Here is a 21,025-nt window from a genome sequence, read left to right as displayed (position 1 = left end):
CGAACGGCATCGTAATCAGGCCGGAGGGCGACGGGAATGGACATGGCAAACCTCCTCGCTTGCCATGTTGAATCACATCTCAGGCACTTTGAGGCTGCGACGAGTCGCTCTCTCTAAGACGGGGTATAAACTATGGATGTATCAACGGACCCGTGAGAAATTCATTAGAATTAATATAATTTACTTATTAAAACGATTATAATTTGGAAGACGCAGCGTGTCGGCTCAATCACATAGATCGCGATTGGATAGCTGCTGGGGAATCCATATCGCGGCGCACCGCGCGTTTCTGAAGCCTCTTTTGAGCAGTTCTAAGTGCATGAAGTCATGGCCATTTATTTAGGGTATGCGCTTGACGGACCGTGGTTTGCGGTCCAACAAGCCGTGCAGGAACGACGGGCTCTCACTGAACGGTACCACTTAGTGCAAGAGCGATAGCCCCGACCAGACACTGCAGTGTCGATAGTATCGATGATTCGGACGAAAAGAATTGAGTGTCCATCTAGAAGCTTTCGCGAGCCCTCGATCCTTGAGACAAGCCCGATGCGAACAGCGCCCATCGATCACCCAATGACCTGGAACCGACGCAGCTTCCTCGGAGCAGCGCTGGGCATGCCGTTCTTGAACATGGCTCGCGCATCAACTCCCGGTCGTGTTGCTGTTGTCGATTGGGCGATGCTCGAAACCTTGGTCGCCATCGATGTTGTCCCGGTCGCCGCACCCGAACTCATCCAATTCCGGAAAATCGCTCATGAGCCGCCGATCCCACAGCAGGTCGCGGATCTTGGCCTTCGCGGCTCTCCGAATTACGAGATGCTGCGCCTATCGCAGCCAGATCTGATCGTGAGTTCGCCGTGGTTCGCATGGGCAGAGCGCAACCTCAGCCGCATTGCACCAGTCGTTTCCCATTCGATTTACGAGCCAGGCCGCCTGCCCTATGCGCCCGCCGAACAGGTGACCATCGCCTTGGGCGATCGGCTTGGTCGCACGAGGCAGGCCCGAGCCTATATCGATGCAGCCTCCCAGGACATCGAACAAGCCCGGCGCCAACTGGCTGGCAAGGTGGCAGGACCTTTCTTTCTGATCAACCTGGGCGACGCTCGGCACTTCCGGGTTTTCGGATCGGACAGCATGTTCGGTGACGTGCTTCAGCGTCTCGGCCTTGAGAATGCATGGACGCGCCCCACCAGTTATGCGGCTGCCGCGCCCATTCCGCTCGAAACCCTCGCGGATGTGCCGGACGCGACGATCATCGTGATTTCCCCCATTCCTCCGGATGCTCAAGCCACCCTGACCCGGAGCACGCTCTGGAATGCTCTGCCGGCCGTCCGGGGTAACCGCGTGACGATCCTCAAGCCCATCAATCCCTTTGGAGCCCTTCCAGCTGCGCGGCGCTTCACGCGTCTTCTGACCGAAGCTCTCCTTGCATCCAGGGTGCATGCGCATGGTTAGAGCACATGCACCTTTTCCCTTTCAGACGCTCTTGATCGTCGCAGCCTCGGCTTCAGCGGGGTTGTGCTGCTACCAGATCGTACGCTTGCTGCCACTCGCCGATGCTTCCGATCTGAATCGCATCATCCTGTTCAATAGCGTTCTCCCTCGTGCTGTAGTCGCGCTTCTTTCCGGCGCAGCACTCGGCTTGTCAGGAGCTCTGCTGCAGCAGGTGCTGCGCAATCCCATTGCAGATCCTTCAACGCTTGGCATCTCGGCGGGTGCGCAGCTTGCTATGGCGGTCGCCACACTCTTTGCACCGTCACTCATGGAGACAGCCCGTGAGACCATCGCCTTGAGTGGCGGTGTCACCGTGATGGCACTCCTGATGTTCATCTCCTGGAAACACGATCTCGAGCCCATGACCGTCGTTCTTGGGGGCATGGTGATCTCTCTGATCGCGGTGGCTTTGAGCTCCACCCTAGTCCTGGCCAACGGCGAGTATATGATGTCCCTGCTGATCTGGGGCAGCGGATCGCTCGCCCAGCAGGGCTGGGAGCCGAGCCAAGCGTTGGCTACAGCTTTGGCAGTGTCGATTGCGGCCTCCATGCTCCTTCTACGTCCCCTCGGCATCATCGGGTTGGATGAGGGGAGTGTGCGCAGCCTCGGCGTCTCCCTCCTTCCAATCCGCCTGACGATCCTCGGCATCGCGGTATGGCTTGCCGCAACCGTGACGTCCTATGTCGGCGTCGTCGGCTTCATCGGTCTGGCCGCACCAGCCCTCGCCCGGATCTGCGGCGTGCGGACCCAAAGAGGCATCATCCTGGTGGCACCGCTGATCGGTGCCGCGATCCTCTGGCTCGCAGACGGCATCGTTCAGCTCCTTGCGGGCGGCTCCGCCGAAATGGTGCCGACCGGTGCCGCGACAGGCCTGCTGGGAGGTCCGGTGCTGCTTTACCTCCTGCGGCGTCTTCGGCTCAGCACCCGTCCGCCGACTGCCTCAATTCCCGCCTCCCCGCGAAGGCTGAATCGCCCACTCAGGGGGCTCGCGGCGATAGCGCTTGTCGCCGCGAGCCTGGTGACTCTCGCTCTCTTTATCGGACGCGGGCCCGAAGGCTGGAATTTTGCAGTTGGCTCCCTTTTCGTCGATCTTCTGCCGTTTCGGGCTCCCCGGATCGTGGCAGCCTTTGCAGCAGGAGGCATGCTGGCGGCCGCGGGCACGATCCTTCAGCGGATGACCGGTAACCCGATGGCGGGTCCGGAAGTGCTGGGCGTCAGCGCGGGAGCCGGTGTCGGGCTTGCGGCTGTTCTTTTCACCCTGTCCGATCACACCATGAGCACAAGGTTCGCAGGCGCCGCGATCGGTGTGTTGATCGTCATGACCGGCCTGCTTGCGATCGCCGGACGACAGGCCGAGAACACCGATCGCCTCCTGCTGGGCGGTCTTGCTGCAGGAGCACTCTGCAACGCGATCGTCAACGCCGTCATGATAACCGGCGACATCCGGGCCTTCCAGCTTCTGGCCTGGATCAGTGGCTCTACCAATGAGGTCGGATGGCCGGAAGCATTGATGGCCCTCACGGTGGCTTTGGTGCTGCTGCCACTCGTGCCGTTGACGATCCGATGGCTCGACATTCTTCCGCTCGGAGCCGTCTCGGCTCGATCGCTAGGGATGCCGCTTCGCTCGAGCCGTGCCGTGCTCATTCTGATCGCCGCAGGGCTCACAGCCGCGGCATCGCTCGTCGTCGGCCCCTTGAGCTTCATCGGCCTTATTGCTCCTCACATGGCTCGCCTGCTCGGCTTCAGCCGGGCTCACCACCAGCTGGCTGCGGCAATCCTGATCGGAGCCGGACTGATGACAGGATCCGACTGGCTCTGCCGGGTTGTCGCTTTCCCATACCAACTTCCCCTTGGGCTTTTTGCCGCTCTGGTTGGCGGGCCCTACTTCGTCTGGCTCCTGCACCGCAGAGCCTAGCACCGCCACGCCAGGCTGAGGACGAGACCAGGACCACGGCTGTTCCTTGCGCTGAAGCCCCTATTGCTCGTCCCGGCGCACCACAGGCTATGGAAACGCTGTGCAGCACTCTTGCCGAGTTCGGGACAGTGAACCGAGGTGGCCACTCAGCCCGGTTTGACCTGCGTGCGGGGGGCTGCGACCCAGCTTATCTGGCCTATATCAAGGTGAGCGTCACCGAGGATCTTGCAGGCCAGCGACAATCAAGTAGCGGCCCCACGGCCGTTATCATTCGTTTCGGACAACACCTTTCTTCAGGATTATGTTGCCATAGAGCCTAGTCTCGCCCGTTGAAACGATGGCATAGGCGGCACTGGCTCGCTCGTAGAAGGCAAAACGCTCAAGAGACCCAAGACGGAAATTCAAGCCTTCATGACGCGCGATGATGGCGCGGAACTCATCGAAGATCGGCTGTTCCGCCCCGGGATCGCCCACGACCTCCATGCGCCAGGCGGCCTCCGGCACGAAATCGTCGAGGGGCATCACCGACAGGATCGCGTTGGTCACGGCGGTTGCGGTCAGGCCATCGAGTCGAACGAGGCGCCGAGCCATGGCAGCTGCTGGGAAGTTGCCGTCGACAATGGCGATTTCATCGCCATGCCCCATCGAGCGCAGCACCATCAGCAGATCCGGAGACAGGAGAGGGTCAATGCTCTTGAGCATGGCAGACTTACCCTGGATTGTACTGGCGGCTCGCCTCTGGATCATCGGTCGAGTAGGCCAGAGATGCTAGTTCATCCCAGACAGCCTGCGGAACAGGACAGCGTGCCCACTCGAGCGTCTGAGCGACTCGCTCCGGTTTGCTGACGCCGCAGATCGTCGAGGTGATCCGCTCGTCGCGCATCGAGAACTGCAGGGCGACGGCGCCAGGGGGAACACCATGCTTGGCGCAGATGGTTTCGATCCGGCGGATCGGATCGAGCACTTCCTCTGAGGCCTCCTGATAAACGTAGCGTCGATAGGAGTCGGAGCCCTTCGCCAGGACACCTCCCGCGTAGGGGGCCGCGTTGAGAACGGCAATGCCCTTCGAATGCGCGAAGCTGATCATGACGTCCGCATTGCGGTTGGCCAATGTAAACCGGTTATGGGTGATCATCGCGTCGAAGTCCCAGTCGCGCAGAAGCGGCATCATGACGTCGACCGGACCTGCGGCGAGGCCGACCGCTTTGACCAAACCTTCCTCCTTCATCTTGAACAATTCCGGGAGAGCTCCCTGAGCGCCTGTGGCGACCTCCAGCGAGTCGGCATGCTCCGGATCATGAAGATGAAGGAGATCGATGCGGTCGAGGCCAAGTGCCTTGAGGCTTTCCTCCAAAGATCGCCGAGCCTGAGAGGCGTCGAAGCGGTTTGTTTCCGGGTCGCGATCCAGCTTGGTAGAAAGGACAAATCCTTGCGGCAATCCCCCGCGCTCACGGATGACATCACCGATCCGTTCCTCGCTGCGACCGAAACCGTAGATGCGGGACGTATCGAGAAAGTTCACAGGACCCGAGAAGATGGCCCGCACCGTTTCCCGGGCTCTGTCCTCACTGACGTCATAGCCGTAGGTTCCGGGCATATCCCCCAGAGAGGAGGTGCCAAAGCAAATCCTTGATACCGACAGATCCGTGCGGCCGAGCAGGGTTCTCTCAATCGGGTCGCAGGGCATCTGATCACTCCGTTCATATCTCTAGACAGTTTCGATCCGGGTCCGACGAGGAATAGGTTCAAGCCTATGGTGCCGATTCCTGGCAGGCAAGCGATGAAGCGTCTGGAGCGATGCCTCCGCAGGATAGAAACTCTATTACATGCAGCATCCGGCCGGCTTCTCCCGGCCACATTTCCAGTTGCTTGCCTCTGGTGTTCATGAATATCATCCTCGCAAGAAAAGCCTTCGAGCTTTCGATCCAATCCGAAACCCGAAGGAGCTGCGGAGAATAGCTCCAGGGTGCGGACCGTCACAGGGGGCGGTCGGGAGGAGCAGATGCAAATACAGGACGAGATCCTGTTGGCGTCCGCAACGATTTGGCGCTCAAGTTGCCCAACTGCCGTCGCATCGCTGCGCACAGAGGCTTTCAGTCTCATGGGCCTTGCTCATCCAGACACCGTGTCAGCTCATTGCTCGATCTCTTGGCAGCTAATCCTTTTGATGGCGCCAGGACAGACGGAACGTTGCGCATGACGCCGCTTGTCACGATCAGGGATCTCGACAAGTCATTCCCCGGCGTGAAAGCTCTCAAGAAGGCTCGTTTTGAACTGCTCCCGGGCGAGGTCCACGCCCTCATGGGAGAGAACGGTGCCGGCAAGTCGACCTTGATGAAGGTGCTTGCCGGCATTTACGAGAAGGACTCAGGCGACATTCTCATGGACGGCAAGCCCGTCGATATTCCGTCGCCGCGGGCTGCGCAGGACCTTGGAATCAGCATCATTCATCAGGAGTTGAACCTGATGAATGACCTCACCGCCGCACAGAATATCTTCATCGGCCGTGAGCCCAAGCGGGCGATGGGCCTCCTGCTTGACGAGGGAGCCCTGAACCGGTCAGCCGCTGAAATATTCGCGCGCATGCATCTGGCGCTCGATCCTCGCGCCGAGGTTGGCGAACTCACGGTCGCCATGCAGCAGATGGTCGAAATCGCCAAGGCTCTATCCTTCAGGTCGAAAGTCTTGATCATGGATGAGCCCACGGCTGCCCTGAACAAAGCGGAGATTGCAGAGCTGTTCGGGATCATCCGCCAGCTCAAAGCCGAAGGTGTCGGCATCGTCTACATCTCCCACAAGATGGATGAGCTGAAGGAAATCTCGGATCGGGTCACCGTCATGCGCGATGGCGAATATGTCGGAACGGTGCCGACCGCTTCCACGAGCGTCGACACGATCATATCGATGATGGTCGGACGCAGCCTGACCGAGACAAAGACCGATGTTCCCGACCTGTCGAGCCATGACGTGGTGCTTGAAGTGCGCAATCTGCGGCGAGGCAACGCCATCCAAGACGTCAGCTTCAAACTGCGGAGGGGCGAGATTCTCGGCTTTGCAGGCTTGATGGGAGCCGGTCGTACGGAAGTTGCTAGGGCGATCTTCGGGGCCGATCCGCTTGACGGCGGGGACATCATCGTCAGAGGCCAGCGGGCGACGATCCGCTCCCCCAGAGACGCCGTGCGGCTTGGCATCGGCTATCTGTCTGAAGACCGGAAGCGTTTTGGACTGGCGACCGGCATGGACGTGGCCGCGAACATCGTCATGCCCTGCCTAAGCAAGTTCCTCTCCCTGAACATGATCCTCAAGACACGCGCGATCCGCGAGACGGCGCGCTCATACATCAAGCAGCTTCGGATCAAGACACCTTCTGATGCTCAGGAGGTGCGTTTCCTGTCAGGCGGTAATCAGCAGAAGATCGTGATCGCGAAATGGCTCGCCCGGGATTGCGAAATCCTGTTCTTCGACGAACCGACCCGCGGCATCGATGTTGGGGCAAAGAACGAAATTTACAAGCTCCTGAACGCCCTTGCTGCCCAAGGACGGGCCATCGTGATGATCTCATCCGAACTGCCCGAAATCCTGCGCATGAGTCACCGGATTGCCGTGATGTGCGAAGGGCGGCTCACAGGCGAGCTTCCAGCCGAGGGAGCGACCCAGGAGAACATCATGCGCCTGGCAACACAACGGCATAGCCTGACGGCGGACAGCTCGATTGCGGCGATTGGGGGACCAAGCACGTGACTACCATTGTAGAAAAGGACACGCAGTCCGTCGTCAGATCCGCCATGCTCAGTCAGGGTGCCTGGCAGAAGATTCTGGCCTTTGCAAGCCTGATTGCTCTGATGGCTGTCTTCAGCATCGCCTCGGAGAATTTCCTGCAAAGCGACAACCTGATCGGCATTCTGCAGGCAACAGCCGTGAATGGAGTTCTGGCTGTCGCCGCGACCTTCGTCATCATCACAGGTGGCATCGACCTGTCCGTTGGCACCTTGATGACGTTCTGCGCGGTCGTTGCAGGCGTGTTCCTGACCTATTGGGGGCTCCCCATGCCCGTGGGCATCCTGGCAGCCATTGCCGCAGGCGCCCTCTGCGGTTCGGTTTCCGGAACCCTTATCGCCAAGATGAAGATCCCACCATTCATCGCAACCCTCGGCATGATGATGCTGCTGAAGGGTCTTGCCCTCGTCATCTCGGGAACCAGGCCGATCTACTTCAATGATACGCCGAACTTCTCGATGATCTCCCAGGAATCCCTGATCGGCGCAGTCCTGCCCTTCCTGCCGATTCCTAACGGCGTCCTGATCCTGTTCGTGGTTGCGATCGTCTCCAGCCTCGTTCTCACGCGCACGGCCTTCGGCCGCTATACCTTCGCTCTTGGCTCGAACGAGGAAGCGGTGCGCCTCTCAGGCGTGAATACCGACTTCTGGAAGATCATCGTCTACACCGTTTCGGGAGCGATCTGCGGCATAGCCGGCCTCATCATCGCCTCGCGGCTCAACTCCGCTCAGCCTGCCCTCGGGCAAGGATATGAACTTGATGCCATTGCCGCCGTGGTCATCGGCGGGACTTCCTTGAGCGGAGGCCGCGGCACCATTCTCGGCACGATCATCGGCGCTTTGATTATCAGCGTGCTCACGAACGGCCTGCGAATTCTCTCGGTCGCCCAGGAGTGGCAGACCGTCGTGACCGGGATCATCATCATTCTCGCCGTGTACGCCGATATCTTGCGCCGCAAGAGCTAAGGGCTTTCAACTCTCGATCAAGAAGGAGCAGACGAAACCGCAGCAGCCCACCCATCCCCTACAATCCCGAGCTCCGGGCAGTCGGGGTCCGCAACGAACGATATTCAGGAGGAACAGATGTGGAGTAGACGCAATCTGATCGGTGCCATCGGCATTGGAGCGCTCATCGGCTATTCGGGTCCCTTAGCGGCCCAGGAGATCTATATCCCTCTCATCTCAAAGGGCTTTCAGCATCAGTTCTGGCAGGCCGTCAAGGCCGGGGCCGAGCAGGCTGCCAAAGAGCATAACGTGCGCATCACTTTCGAAGGACCGGATAGCGAGACCATGGTCGACAAGCAGATCGACATGCTCTCGGCCGCACTCGCCAAGAACCCGAAGGCGATCGGCTTTGCGGCCCTGGACAGCCAGGCGGCGATCCCGCTCCTGCGCAAAGCACAATCCGCCAAGATCCCGGTCGTGGCCTTCGACTCCGGCGTCGACAGCGACATCCCGGTAACGACGGCGACCACGAACAATCTTGCGGCTGCAGCATTGGCAGCCGACAAGATGGCGGAGCTCATCGGCGGAGAAGGCGATATCGCTCTCGTTGTGCACGATCAGACCAGCCGCACGGGCATCGATCGGCGCGATGGCTTCGTGAACCGGATCAAGGAAAAGTACCCCAAGATCAACATCGTGAGCGTCCAATACGGGTCCGGCGATCACCTCAAATCGACGGAGATCACGAAGTCGATCCTCCAGGCCAACCCCCGCCTCAAGGGTATCTTCGGTGCCAACGAGGGATCGGCCATTGGTGTGGTGAACGGCGCTCGAGAGATGAACCGGAAGATCGTGATCATCGGCTACGATTCCGGAAAGCAGCAAAAGCAGGCGATCCAGGATGGCCTCATGGCCGGAGCCATCACCCAGAACCCTGTTGGCATCGGCTACAAGACGGTCGAGGCAGCCGTGAAGGCCCTCAAGGGCGAGAAGCTTGAGAAGGTGATCGACACCGGCTTCTTCTATTATGACAAGTCGAACATGAAAGATCCGAAGATCGCATCCGTCCTGTACGATTGAGCGCTGCTTCTGGGAGAGGGATCAACCCCTCTCCCGCCTTCCCCTGCCGTGGCGCTGCCGCCAATCCGAGGCGAAAGATGAGCCATCCTCCACGTATCGACTCCCACATGCATGTCTGGCAGTTGTCGCGGGGGGACTATGGCTGGCTCACCCCTGACCTTTCTGCCATCTATCGCGACTTCACGATTGAAGACGCCCGAGCGTGCTGGACGCAAGCGGGGATCGATTACGCAATCTTGGTTCAGGCAGCACCGACCCTCGAGGAAACGCGCTATCTCCTCTCAGTCGCAGAGAGCGAACCCCAGGTCAAAGGTGTTGTCGGCTGGATCGACATGCTGGCACTCGATGCCGTTAGCCATCTGGAACGCCTAGCCTCCAACAAGCTGCTTCGGGGTATCCGCCCCATGCTGCAGGATATTCCGGACGATGGCTGGATGCTGAAGGCCGAGCTGACTCCGGTCTACAGGGCACTTGTCGAACTCCGCCTATGCTTCGATGCCCTTGTTCTCCCGCGACATCTTGCCAATCTTTCGCGACTGATCGACCGGCACCCGGACCTGAAAATCGTCGTCGACCATGGTGCCAAGCCGCCGATCGGCGAGCGTCTGGACCTGTGGCACAAAGATCTTGCGCGTCTGGCGAGTATCCCCCACGTCCATTGCAAGTTCTCAGGTCTTGTGACCGAGTGCCGAGGGAAAACCTCGGCGGAGGCCCTCGAACCCGTCGCTCAGGCACTTCTGGCGCTGTTTGGGCCAGAGCGGCTGATGTTCGGCAGCGACTGGCCAGTTTGCACCTTGCGCAGCAGCTACGTTCAGTGGTGGCAGTGGGCGCAGGAGCTTACCGCCCATCTGCCTGCAAACCAGAGGAACGCCCTCTTCGGAGGCACCGCTCACCGCTTTTACGGCCTGTCGTGACGTCTAGAGTGCCAGGACGACCAGAGAAGGGTAAAACGTCAGTTTCCGATTGCCGCGGTTGTCAGGGTTGCCACGCACACTGATCGGGGAAGCACGGGTGAGCCAGGTGGGGCTGGATCAAGGAGCAAGGCGCTCTTGATTGAAGCTTGCACAACATTTCAATCCAAGGACTGTTCCTGCGCCTACCCCTTGTAGCCGAAATATCGCGGCAGCCAGAGAACGACCTCCGGCACGAAGATCATCAGCAGCAGAGCTGCAACCAGAATCCCAATGAACGCCCATATTTCGCGAATGATGTCCCGCAGCGCAATTCCTGTCAGTCCGCTCATGACGAACAGCAGTACTCCGTAAGGAGGAGTGATGAGACCGATCATGATGTTGACGACGATGACAACGCCGAAATGAACGAGGTCGATGCCGAGCGCCCTCGCCGCCGGCAGGAACAGCGGCACAAGGACGAGCAGCATCGTCGTAGCGTCGAACAGGCAGCCGAGTACCAAGAAGAGCAGGTTGACGAGCAATAGGAAGACGAGCGGAGAAACATCGAGACCGTCGAGGAGACGGCCTACCTGCTCGGGGAGTCGTTCCGAAGCCACAATATAGTTGAAGATCATGGCGCCGGCGATGAGGAGGGCCACCACGCTGGTCGCCTTGCTCGACTCCACCAAGACCTTGAAGCCCTCCTTCCATGAGAGCTCCCGGTAGAAGAGAACGGCCAGCACAAGTGCATAGGCTGCTGCGATCGCGGCCGCTTCTGTCGGCGTCGTCGCTCCGCCGTAGATACAGTAGAGCAGGATCACCGGCATCAGAAGCGCAGGGAACGCTCGATACGTCGTCCTTGGGATCTCGCTCAGAGGTATCCCCTCCCCTCTTGGGAAGTTCCTCTTTCGAGCGACAAAGCCCACGAGCCCCATCTGGGCCAAGCCCATGATCAATCCAGGAATGACTCCGCCAAGAAACAGATATCCGACTGAGGTATCGGAGACGACTGCATAGATGACCATCGGGATCGATGGCGGAATGATGGGGCCGATGGTCGCCGAGGACGCGGCAACGGAGGCTGCAAATCCTGGCGGAATGCGTCCCTGCTTGATCATCATCTGAGTCACGAGCTTGCCAGGCCCCGCCGCGTCCGCGATCGCCGAGCCGGACATCCCTGAGAAGATGATGCTGACCAAAATGTCGACTTGGGCGAGGCCGCCCCGGAAGCGGCCTACGAGCGCCTGACAGAACATGAAGAGACGATCGGATACGCCACTGGCGTTCATGATGTTGGCCGCCAGGATGAAGAGCGGCACCGCCAGCAGCACAAACGAATCGTAAAGACCGTTGAGAATCTGCTCGCTGAACAAACCAACGTCGCGGCCGGAGGCAACGAGGTAGCCGATGGACGCCACGAACATTGCGAAGGCGACAGGCATCCCCAAAAGGGCTAGGCTGAAGAAGGCCACGAGCGTCAGAATGAAGATAACGCTCATGGCTCAAAGTCTCCGCTCGTCCTGAGTTCGCCCTGCCACGAGCGGCTGAGAAGACGCCAGACACGCAGCAGAGCACCGAGCGCCACTGCAATTACGAAGATCACGAAGATGGAATAGAGGATATCGAACCGCAGCCCGATGACAGGGCTCTTCTCGATCTTCATGAAGGTCACATAATCGATCGTCGCCGGGAGGGCTGCGATGAATGCAATTCCAGTCAGCACTGTCAGAACGATGGCGAGCACCCGCCGCCGAGCGGGGGGAAGGGCCAAGAACAACATGTCGAACGTGATGTGCTCCTGCTCCCGCAGCAAGAACGCCGCGCACCAGAACACAATCCAGATATAGGCGATCAGTACGAATTCCTGCGTCCATGCCACCGGGTCATTCAAGACGTAACGGGTGAAGACCTGGAGAAGAAACGCCCCGAACATCGCCACGAACAGGATCGCGGCAACCAGTTCGGCCAGGTAACGCAGTCGGGTGCGGATGGCATGCATGGCAGTTCACGAAATGGTGCCGAAGCATGACGGGCCTTCGGCTGCCGCACTACTCGGAAGGGTTGAGCGACTTTGAGCGGTTTCTTCGGAAGCTGGGGCCTCCGAAGCATCCTGGCCTAGGTCGAGACGATCCGCTTACTTGATCGCGTTGATCCGATCGACCATTCCCTTCGGCCAAGCCTTGGACAGGTCGGATTCGAGATATGTCTTTTGTACCTGTGTGCGGAAAGCCTCGACATCGGGCTTATAGACCTTCAGGCCCTGCGCTTTGAAGAAGTCGGCCAGTTCTGTCTCTTCCTTGATGCGGTTCTCGTTGTTGAAACGAACCGCCGCCTTGGCGGCATTCACCACAGCGGCCTTCTGCTTGTCGTCGAGCTTCTTCCACGTGGAGCCGGCCATCGACAAAAAGATCGCATCCACCAGATGATCCGTGAGCACGATCTGCTTAGTGACCTCATAGAACTTCGCCGCGCGAACGGTGGGGAGCGGATTATCTTGGCCGTCGATCGCGCCGGTCTGCAGGGCTGTATAGATCTCACCGAATGCAACCGGCAGCGGGTTGGCACCGAGAGCCTTGCCCAGGAACAACCAGGTATCTGACCCAGGCATGCGCAGCTTTACCCCTGCGAGATCGGCTGGAGTTTTGACCTCTTTTTCCGTTCTCAGGTTCAACTGACGGGTTCCGAGGTAGCCGACGTCGAGGATTTTGATCCCCATCTTGTCTTCGACGAGGCGATACATCTCCTGGCCGACATCGCTCCCGAACACCTTCATCTGATGGTCGGGATTTCGCAGCAGGTAGCCGGCGGTGAAGATGGACCATTCCGGAACCTGCTTGGAGATGTCGAATGCCGAGATCATCGCCATCTCAAGGTTGCCGCGCTGCATGGCGGCAGGCTCGGTACCCTGCTTGAACAACGTGCCGTTCAGGTGAATCTCTACATCGAACTGCCCCGGAGCGGCCTTCTCCAGTTCTTGTTTGAACACCGGGAGCATCTTGGCATGCCAATCGGCCTCCACGGCAGGCGTTGAGATGCGGAGCTTGACCGGATCAGCGGCGTGGGCTGGGACTGAAGCTGCTATGGCAGCGGTCGCGACTGTCCCGATGAACAGGCGCCGTGAGAGCGAAGCGAACATTGTTGTCCTCCCAAAGGTCGTTGGCTGGTTCAGGGTGTTATCGAACTCACCCTTGCTTCCACATCCTGCACCGGCAATCCCGCACTTGTAAATATCTGACATCATACTAACATGTCAGATATCCAAGAACGACCTGCTCCCCAGACCAAGATAGGGATCCTTGATGTGACTGTGCCCGCCGACTACTTCGGCCTCTCCGCCGCAATGGTAACGCCTTTCCGCACAAACGAGGCCCTTGACCTCTCACGATTGGCGGAGCACGCGAAGTGGTGCCTTTCCAATGGATGCGCCAGTGTCACAGTATTTGGAACGACAGGTGAAGGCGCCTCGGTCGGAATGTCAGGTAGAGAGCAGGTCTTGGGAGCGCTCGCCGCTGCTGAGATCACCGGGGAGAAGGTCGTATATTGCCTTGCTGCATCCTCGGCACACGAGGCCGTCTTGCAGGGACGCATGGCGATGGACTTCGGCTGCCGTGGCCTCCTGATGACCCCACCCTTCTACTTCAAGGGTGTCACTGATGAGGGGCTCTTCTCCTGGTTCGGATCCGTTCTGGAAAAGCTGGGATCGGCGGCACGCGGCGTCATCCTCTACAACATTCCGTCGGTCACGCAGATCTCGCTCTCAGTTGAACTGATCGACCGCCTCAAGAAGCAGTTTCCTGGCATTGTAACGGGCATAAAAGATTCGTCGGGCGATTGGGAATACACGAAGCGCCTCCTCGACAGGCACCGGGATCTCGCGATCCTGATAGGAGACGAGCGCTACCTTGCAGAGGGCGTCCGAAGAGGCGGGCAAGGGGCCATCTCGGGCCTTGCTAATGTTTGTCCCGGCTTTCTCCAACCGTTGGCTATGATCGGACAAGAGGACGAGCGGATCAACAGGCTTGTCGACGAGGTCCTGAAGTATCCGGTCACACCTGCGGTGAAAGCCCTTGTCGCACACCGAACAGGAGATGCGGCCTGGCTGAATGTCAGGTCACCGCTCCTCCGGATATCGGCTGCGGATGCCGAACGACTAGGCTCGTTCTATGACCATCTCTTCGCGGAAAAGGCAGCTTAGCGAGGTGAGGATGGAGGAGATTGATTCAGGTGGAGCTGGTCACAAGCTTCGAGAGAAAGCCTATGATCGATTCACGCACCATCTGCTGGCAAGAGACATCCGCCCTGGACAGTTCATCTCGCAACGCCAACTCGTCGAGCTGACCGGCCTGTCGCTTGGAGCCATCCGGGAACTCGTGCCTCGACTCGAGTCGGAAGGTCTCATCAAGACGGTCCCACAGCGGGGCATGCAGGTTGCTCATGTCGACTTGAGTCTTGTTCGGGATGCGTTCCAGTTCAGGCTCTTCATGGAGAGCGCTGCGGTCGCAATCTTTACCACAGAAGCAAGTGATGCCACGCTCGCCCAACTGAGGCATGAGCATGAGAGCATTCTGGCCGATCAACGCGGAGGCGTCACGGCAGATCTCGTAGCCCGAGCCCAAACGGTGGACTGGAGCCTGCACTGGACGATCATCGCATCCCTCGGCAACGCCATCATTGCCGATGCCTATCGGGTCAACTCCATCAAGGTGCGCCTCATCCGACAGGAGCAAACACTTCTATCCGGAGCCCTGGTCACGCCCGTGATGCAGGAGCATATGGCTATCATCGAGGCGATGGAAACGCGCGATCCACGCCGCGCTGTTGCAGCGATGGAGGCCCATATCAACAGCGCGAGGAACCGAGCTCTCGGCCTTCGGTGACCGCGCGATGTCACGGCACTTTTGATCAGGTTCTCTGATTTAAGTGCCGAAGCTTGAGCAAGACCCTCAGCTACAAGCATCATCGGTTTCCGCCCTAAATCGTCGCCCATGCGATCTGGTTACACTTCCGATTCCCTTTGAGCCTATGGTTGGTCGAAGCGGAGCTGCCCGTCCAAAAGACCTGCTGAGCAAACCCGTCTCGCTCTCTGAGGTATTGAAGCCTCACCGAAATCCGAGAGAGCGTATGTCGCTACCGGTTGGGGCAGCAGTTCGACGACCTGGGTGCTGCTGCCCAAGGAGCGAAACATTCGGCGGGCGAGATCGGAACGGATTGGTTGTCAAAGGCGCAAAGGTCCCTTTCATGCCCTGCCGGATCCCCGTCGTCACAGTCCGATCAATAGGTTGACGGGCTCGGAGCAGCACGGGGAACGCAGGACTTGGTCAGCTATGACTGGCGAGTGATCGACGTGCTGCTGGTGCTTCCATCCGAAAAGTCAGCCCCGGTGAGGATCGACCTGATTTTCTGTGCCAGGGCATCCACAGCAAAAGGCTTCGTGATCATCTGCATCCCCGGCTCCAGAAAGCCCGCCGCCAAGGTGGCATTTTCAGCATAACCCGTGATGAACAGGACTTTGAGATCAGGACGGCGCTCCCGCGCGGCATCGGCGAGCTGGCGCCCGTTCAGACCTGGCAGGCCCACATCCGTAATCAGAAGGTCGATATGTGCCTTCGACTGAAGCACTTTGAGACCTTCCGGTCCGTCTGCCGCCTCCAGGGTCCGGTAGCCGAGATCCTCCAGCACCTCAAGGATGAGACCTCGTACGACCGGCTCGTCCTCAACGACCAGCACCGTCTCGCCAGACTGCGCCAGTGGCGCCTCAGCGAGGGTCGCCGCCTCGATCTCCGCTTCGGTCTCACCGCGGTAACGCGGCAGATAGATCTTGATGGTCGTGCCCTGACCGATCTCGCTGTAGATCCTGGCATGCCCCTCCGACTGCCGGGCAAACCCGTAGACCATCGATAGCCCAAGCCCGGTGCCCTGCCCGATAGGCTTAGTGGTGAAGAATGGATCGAACGCTCTTTCGATCACGTCCTGCGACATGCCTGTTCCCGTGTCCGTCACGCAGATGCAGACATATTGGCCCGGGTTCACATCCCGCTGAGCGGCCACATAGGCATCGTCGAGATGTGCGTTGCAGGTCTCGATGGTGAGCTTGCCGCCGTCCGGCATCGCATCTCGGGCATTGATGACGAGGTTGAGAAGCGCGCTCTCCAACTGGTTCGGGTCGCATAAGGTCGGCCAGAGACCACCCGCCAGCACGACCTCCAGGATCACTGTCTCGCCCACGGTGCGCCGGAACAGGTCCTCCAAGGATGCAACCAGTCCGTTCGCCTGGACAGGCTTGGGATCGAGCGGCTGCCGGCGAGCAAAAGCCAGCAGGCGGTGGGTGAGAGCTGCTGCGCGATTGGCAGATGTAGTGGCAGCCGTCATGTATCGGTTCACCGTATCGAGCCGCCCTTGCGAGATGCGGGTGCGCAGCATGTCGAGGGAGCCGATAATCCCTGTCAGAAGATTGTTGAAGTCATGGGCAATGCCTCCGGTGAGCTGGCCCACCGCTTCCATCTTCTGCGCCTGACGCAGAGCCTCTTCCGTCTGCCGGAGGGCCTCGGCTGCTTCCCGCTCTGCCGTGATGTCGCGGCCGATCGCATAGAACAGTCCCTCTTTCGGCACCGCCGTCCAGGAGATCAGGCGATAGCTGCCGTCCTTCGTCCGGAAACGGTTCTCGAACCGGAACGTCCGCACCCCTTGATCAAGCCTCCCGAGTTCCGCCAATGTGCTCTCGACATCATCGGGATGGATCAGCCCGAGAAAGTTGCTGGCCAGCAGTTCCTTCTCTGACCAACCGAGCATCGAGGTCCAGGCCGGATTGACGGCGACCAATGTTCCATCAGACCGGCATACATCCATCAGATCGGTGCTGAGCTGCCAGATCTGGTCCCTTTCCCGGGTTCGTTCCTCAACCTGGACCTCCAGGGTCTCGTTGAGGCGTCGCAAGGCCTCCTCGGCCCGGCGGCGTTCCTCGATCTCGCGCTGGGCCTTTTGGAACAGGCGGGCATTGTCGATAGAGACAGCCGCCCCCGCGGCGAGCGCGGCCATGAGCCGCTCCGAGCGTTCGTGGAACATGCCAGATTGTGCGTGACCGAAGAACAGGCCGCCGATCACCTCACCCGATCGAGATGTCACGGGAACGGCTAGATAGCTGCGGACAGGCAAATGGCCTACCGGCATACCCCGGTGTGGCTCCGAGTGTCCGTAAGCCGGGTCCTGTGTGATATCATCCGAGCGCACGATCCCTTCGCCGGCAAAGGTCGGCGCGAACACCTTGGTGTTGCGTGGCATCGGGAACTTGGAGAAGGCCTCCCGCGGAACACCGGAGATGGTGTAGAGCATGTAGCTCTCGCCGGCCTCGTTCTCCACGTTGTAGAAGAAGGCTCCGAACTGGGCTCCGGTGAGTTCGACACCCGCATCCGTCACCCGTTGCACCAACCGGTCGAGGTCGAGCTCGGATGCGACCGCAGCAAGAGCGGTGTTCAGGACCTCCAGAGCCTGGGTTTCCTCCTGCAGAGCATCCTGACTGACGCGCCGCTCGTGGATGTCCTCTGTCGTGCCATACCACTTGATGATCTGCCCGTCCGGGCCGCGGCGGGGAGAGGCACGCGAGTGCATCCAGCGATACTCGCCGGAGCGCATGCGAGCGCGGTGTTCGATGTCGTAAGGCTCGCCGGTCGCCACAGAATGCGCCCACACCTTGAGGGACGGCTCCAGATCGTCAGGGTGCATGGCCTGCGCCCAGGTCTCTCCCAGCCCTGTGGTGCCGGTCCAGTCCTGCCAACGCTGGGCAACGCGGTCGAGCTGACCGTCAGGGCGGGCCGTCCAGGTGACTTGCGGGTTCAGCTCGACCGTATGGCGATAATGATCCTCGGCTTCGAGCAGCCAATCCTCGGCGCGTTTGCGCTCGCTGATGTCCCGGTAGAACACAGCCAAGCCATCGGGGGCCGGATAGGCCCGGATTTCGGTCCAGGCCTCCCGCCCGTCAGGGAACGTGTACCTGTTCTCGAACATGATTGGCACACGCTCCGCCATGGCCTGCTTATAGAAGCGGCCAAGGGGAGTGTCCTCCGTTCCAGGCCAAACCTCCCAGTGGGTACGCCCGATAATCTCCGTCTCGGGCCGTGCATCCATCCGCAACCCTGCCGGGTTGATCCGGATGACGCGGAACTCTCGGTCGAGCAGCACGAAGGCCTCGTCCATGCCATTGAGAACGCCCGTCGCACGCTCCTCGCTCTGGCGCAGGGCACGTTGGCTCAGAACCTTATCCGTCGTCTCCATGCAGACGCAGAACATGCCGGCAATGGCGCCGCTCTCGTCACGCACGGGATTGTAGGAGAAACTGAACCAGGTCTCCTCCGGATAGCCGTGACGCTCCATCGGGATCCGCAGGTCCTCGTGCCAGCTCGCCTGGCCGCCTAGGGTCTGTTCGACAATGGGACTGATCTGCTCCCAGATGTCGGACCAGACCTCGGCAAAGGGCCGACCGAGCGCATGGGGATGCTTGGCGCCGAAGATCGGGATGTACTCGTCGTTGTAGAAGAATGCGAGGTCCGGCCCCCACGCCACGAACATCGGCTGCTTGGCGTTGAGCACGAGGCCGACGACGCTTCTCAGGCTCTGAGGCCAGAGGTCAGGCAGGCCGAGCGGGGATGTGCTCCAGTCATGCACCCGCATGCGGGCGCCCATCTCGCCACCACCCTCCAGGAAGGCAAGGGTATTGGGCTGAGGCCTACCATGCATTGTTTCGTCTCCTGAAGAGGCTAGGGATCCTTGCCAAACCTTATCTCGTGGTTCCGCGTGGCTACCGTCGAAGAGGGAGCACGTTGGTCGCCCCCTCTTCGTCTGCCGCAGGACCTGTTTCCAGCTCATGCAGCGGGAAGGTGATCACGCACTGCACGCCCTTCGGCTCATATGTAAGCTTCAGATCGCCTCCGACTCCAGCGCTAAACCCCTCTGGAGAAGGCGCGAGCCGAATCCTTGCCGTTCGGGTGGCGTCACAGGCGGTACTCCGCTCTCCACCCACTCGATCAGAAGATGCAGCAGATTGCTAATCGGCAGCGCCAGGGCGAATACAAGCCAGACGAAGCGGGATCGAAGAGACATGGTAACTTCGTTCCCTCTCTGGCTGCCTTCCTTTTGGGCAGCTCCCTGCTGCCCATCTAGAGCTTGGTCAGGTTTTTGCAATGGAGGGGCTGATAAGCGGGGGCACGACCCGAAGATCGTGGATCTTGCATGTCTTCCCCTGCGGATCTTATGCCCGAGCTGAAGCCAATCAGGCTCCAAGAGTTCTTCGACGCGGTGCAGCAGGCGAGCATGTTCTGGGCTGTGCTCAACGCGTCGCCAGAGAGGCCTTAGAAGCGTCGAGCCTTGTCAGCAAAGGCGAACCGGCTGAACATCCGAAGCAAACAGCGATAATGGAGGGGGCACACTCGGCGCCGGTCGTGACCGTCTCATTCTGAACAAAGACCGCAAACCACTTAGAGATTTGCGCCGAGCAAGAGACGTGGTCTAGGTTCAAAGCTGAATGACACTAAATTCGGTGGAATAGAAGGCCGTTCGATCCACTGGGCCAAGTTCTCGCCGAACTGCACTCCGGGCCATAGACTTGTACGGCTTTGCAAGGAATGCCCACGGTAAGATGGCGAGATCACGACTGATGAAGCGCATGGAAGATCTCTCGCTCTGGCTGGCCGATGAGGCGCCGCATGACACCGTCGGGGAGCTGTTCACCGGCTTCTGCCGAGCAATCATCCGGTTCGAGGTCCCCATCTGGCGCGCCTCGCTGGGCTTGGAGATCCTGCATCCGGAGGTGAGCGGCTGGCAGCATGTCTGGACAGACGAAAACCTGTCGGTGCATGCCGCCGACCGGGCCACGGCACCCACCTCCGAGTCGTATCTGAACAGTCCCACCCGGCTCGTGGACGAGACCGGGCGGCCGTTCCGCCGCCTGCTCGAGACGCCTTGCCCCGACATGCCGCTCCTCGAGGAGCTGCGCCTGGCCGGAGCGACGGATTATGTCATGTATCCCCTGTCTTTCCTGGATCAAACCCGGACCGCCGTGATCTCCTTTGCCACCCGGCAGGCCCAGGGCTTCGACACCGCGTCCCTGGAGGCGCTGGCGCTTTCTGCAAGGCTCCTCAGCCCGTATCTGGAGCGGCATGTCCTGCGCCGCATTGCCGTCGATCTGCTCGACACCTATGTAGGTCCCCGCACCGGACAGCGCATCATCGAAGGACGGGTGGATCGCGGCGCCGTCGAGATGATCGAGGCGGCGATCTGGTTCGCCGACCTGCGGGGCTTCACCCTCCTGTCCGAGCAAGCTCCCATCCCCGAGGTGCTGGCGCACCTGAACGCCTGGTTCGGCACCATCGGCGAAGTGGTGGAGGCGCATGGCGGCGAAGTGCTCAAGTTCATCGGGGATGCCGTGCTGGCGATCTTCCCGACCTCGGGCGAGCACAACCGCACGGCGGCCTGCCGGAAGGCGCTGGCGGCCGCGCAGGCGTTCTGTCAGAGAGCCGAAGCCGAAAACGTCCTGCGCCGCTCCTCGGGCCGTCCGCCGCTCGCCCACGGTCTGGCTCTGCATGTCGGGGAGGTGGCCTATGGCAATGTCGGCGCTCCGCACCGACTCGACTTCACGGTCATCGGCCCGGCGGTGAACCGGGCCAGCAGGCTCCTGGACCTGGCCAAGCGGCTCGACCAGCAGGTGCTGGTCTCGCACGCCGTTGCGCGGGAGCTGGATCAGCCTCTGGTCGATCTTGGGCGCCATCAGCTGCGAGACGTCGAGAAACCACAGCGGGTTTTTACACTGGCTCTCTAGTTCGGCCTGACCGCCCTCCCGCTCAGGCTGCCTTGCTCAGGTGCCCCTTGAGTTCGGCAATCTCGGCCCGCAGGGCCCTGATCTCGGCGATGAGGCGCTCGTCGGCATGCGCCGGGTG

The 21,025-nt window shown here is 60.3% G+C and carries 15 protein-coding genes and 1 pseudogene; 10 read left to right on the top strand and 6 right to left on the bottom strand.

The features are described from left to right. The first annotated feature begins 570 nt into the window (after nt 1–570). Together GR303_RS23520 and fhuB are read left to right on the top strand one after the other, a co-directional pair. Nucleotides 571–1,452, top strand: coding sequence for an iron-siderophore ABC transporter substrate-binding protein (locus GR303_RS23520; protein WP_161726773.1), 882 nt, complete (start codon nt 571–573; stop codon nt 1,450–1,452). Continuing rightward, on the top strand, nt 1,439–3,406 hold the full coding sequence (fhuB, locus tag GR303_RS23515; protein ID WP_343232026.1) for a Fe(3+)-hydroxamate ABC transporter permease FhuB: 1,968 nt from the start codon (nt 1,439–1,441) through the stop codon (nt 3,404–3,406). Before GR303_RS23520 ends, fhuB begins: the two co-directional genes overlap by 14 nt. A gap of 267 nt (nt 3,407–3,673) precedes the next feature. On the opposite strand, the gene GR303_RS23510 is transcribed toward fhuB, so the two are convergent. Together GR303_RS23510 and GR303_RS23505 are read right to left on the bottom strand one after the other, a co-directional pair. Then, nucleotides 3,674–4,108 carry an RbsD/FucU family protein gene (locus GR303_RS23510; protein WP_161726775.1) on the bottom strand — a complete coding sequence of 145 codons (435 nt, stop codon included), beginning with the start codon at nt 4,106–4,108 and terminating at the stop codon, nt 3,674–3,676. A gap of 7 nt (nt 4,109–4,115) precedes the next feature. After that, nucleotides 4,116–5,093: an aldo/keto reductase gene (locus GR303_RS23505; protein WP_161726777.1), complete on the bottom strand. Its 978-nt coding sequence runs from the start codon at nt 5,091–5,093 to the stop codon at nt 4,116–4,118. Nucleotides 5,094–5,602: 509 nt separating this feature from the next. Between GR303_RS23505 and GR303_RS23500 the strand changes: the two genes are divergently transcribed. From GR303_RS23500 to GR303_RS23485, 4 genes are all read left to right on the top strand, one after another. Beyond that, nucleotides 5,603–7,147: a sugar ABC transporter ATP-binding protein gene (locus GR303_RS23500; protein WP_161726779.1), complete on the top strand. Its 1,545-nt coding sequence runs from the start codon at nt 5,603–5,605 to the stop codon at nt 7,145–7,147. 44 nt (nt 7,148–7,191) lie between these two features. Beyond that, complete coding sequence (locus GR303_RS23495) at nt 7,192–8,148, top strand: ABC transporter permease (RefSeq protein WP_161726801.1); 957 nt, start codon at nt 7,192–7,194, stop codon at nt 8,146–8,148. Between the two features lie 117 nt (nt 8,149–8,265). Continuing rightward, complete coding sequence (locus tag GR303_RS23490; protein ID WP_161726781.1) at nt 8,266–9,207, top strand: ABC transporter substrate-binding protein; 942 nt, start codon at nt 8,266–8,268, stop codon at nt 9,205–9,207. Between the two features lie 77 nt (nt 9,208–9,284). Next, complete coding sequence (locus GR303_RS23485) at nt 9,285–10,121, top strand: amidohydrolase family protein (RefSeq protein ID WP_161726783.1); 837 nt, start codon at nt 9,285–9,287, stop codon at nt 10,119–10,121. 182 nt (nt 10,122–10,303) lie between these two features. On the opposite strand, the gene GR303_RS23480 is transcribed toward GR303_RS23485, so the two are convergent. The 3 genes from GR303_RS23480 to GR303_RS23470 all read right to left on the bottom strand — a co-directional run bounded on the left by GR303_RS23480 (nt 10,304) and on the right by GR303_RS23470 (nt 13,236). After that, nucleotides 10,304–11,599 carry a TRAP transporter large permease gene (locus GR303_RS23480; protein ID WP_161726785.1) on the bottom strand — a complete coding sequence of 432 codons (1,296 nt, stop codon included), beginning with the start codon at nt 11,597–11,599 and terminating at the stop codon, nt 10,304–10,306. Continuing rightward, entirely contained in the window at nt 11,596–12,099 is a 504-nt protein-coding gene (locus tag GR303_RS23475) for a TRAP transporter small permease (protein WP_161726787.1), read from the bottom strand. Before GR303_RS23475 ends, GR303_RS23480 begins: the two co-directional genes overlap by 4 nt. Nucleotides 12,100–12,234: 135 nt before the next feature. Next, on the bottom strand, nt 12,235–13,236 hold the full coding sequence (locus tag GR303_RS23470; protein WP_161726789.1) for a sialic acid TRAP transporter substrate-binding protein SiaP: 1,002 nt from the start codon (nt 13,234–13,236) through the stop codon (nt 12,235–12,237). A 111-nt stretch (nt 13,237–13,347) separates the two neighbouring features. Here GR303_RS23470 and GR303_RS23465 point away from each other — a divergent pair, with 111 nt between their 5' ends. From GR303_RS23465 to GR303_RS25600, 3 genes and pseudogenes are all read left to right on the top strand, one after another. Next, nucleotides 13,348–14,295 carry a dihydrodipicolinate synthase family protein gene (locus GR303_RS23465; RefSeq protein WP_161726791.1) on the top strand — a complete coding sequence of 316 codons (948 nt, stop codon included), beginning with the start codon at nt 13,348–13,350 and terminating at the stop codon, nt 14,293–14,295. Nucleotides 14,296–14,314: 19 nt separating this feature from the next. Continuing rightward, nucleotides 14,315–14,977 carry a GntR family transcriptional regulator gene (locus tag GR303_RS23460; protein WP_425487141.1) on the top strand — a complete coding sequence of 221 codons (663 nt, stop codon included), beginning with the start codon at nt 14,315–14,317 and terminating at the stop codon, nt 14,975–14,977. 53 nt (nt 14,978–15,030) lie between these two features. Then, nucleotides 15,031–15,135: pseudogene (locus GR303_RS25600) on the top strand (IS6 family transposase); the annotation flags it as partial. 287 nt (nt 15,136–15,422) lie between these two features. Here GR303_RS25600 and GR303_RS23455 read toward each other — a convergent pair. After that, nucleotides 15,423–18,830, bottom strand: a complete 3,408-nt coding sequence (locus tag GR303_RS23455) for a PAS domain S-box protein (protein WP_161726795.1) — start codon at nt 18,828–18,830, stop codon at nt 15,423–15,425. Between the two features lie 898 nt (nt 18,831–19,728). Here GR303_RS23455 and GR303_RS23450 point away from each other — a divergent pair. Further along, on the top strand, nt 19,729–20,907 hold the full coding sequence (locus GR303_RS23450) for an adenylate/guanylate cyclase domain-containing protein (RefSeq protein ID WP_161726798.1): 1,179 nt from the start codon (nt 19,729–19,731) through the stop codon (nt 20,905–20,907). Nucleotides 20,908–21,025: the final 118 nt, after the last annotated feature.

Source organism: Microvirga arsenatis (assembly GCF_009910705.1).
In the GTDB taxonomy this organism is placed as follows: domain Bacteria; phylum Pseudomonadota; class Alphaproteobacteria; order Rhizobiales; family Beijerinckiaceae; genus Microvirga; species Microvirga arsenatis.
This window is presented reverse-complemented; position numbering and strand designations above follow the sequence as displayed.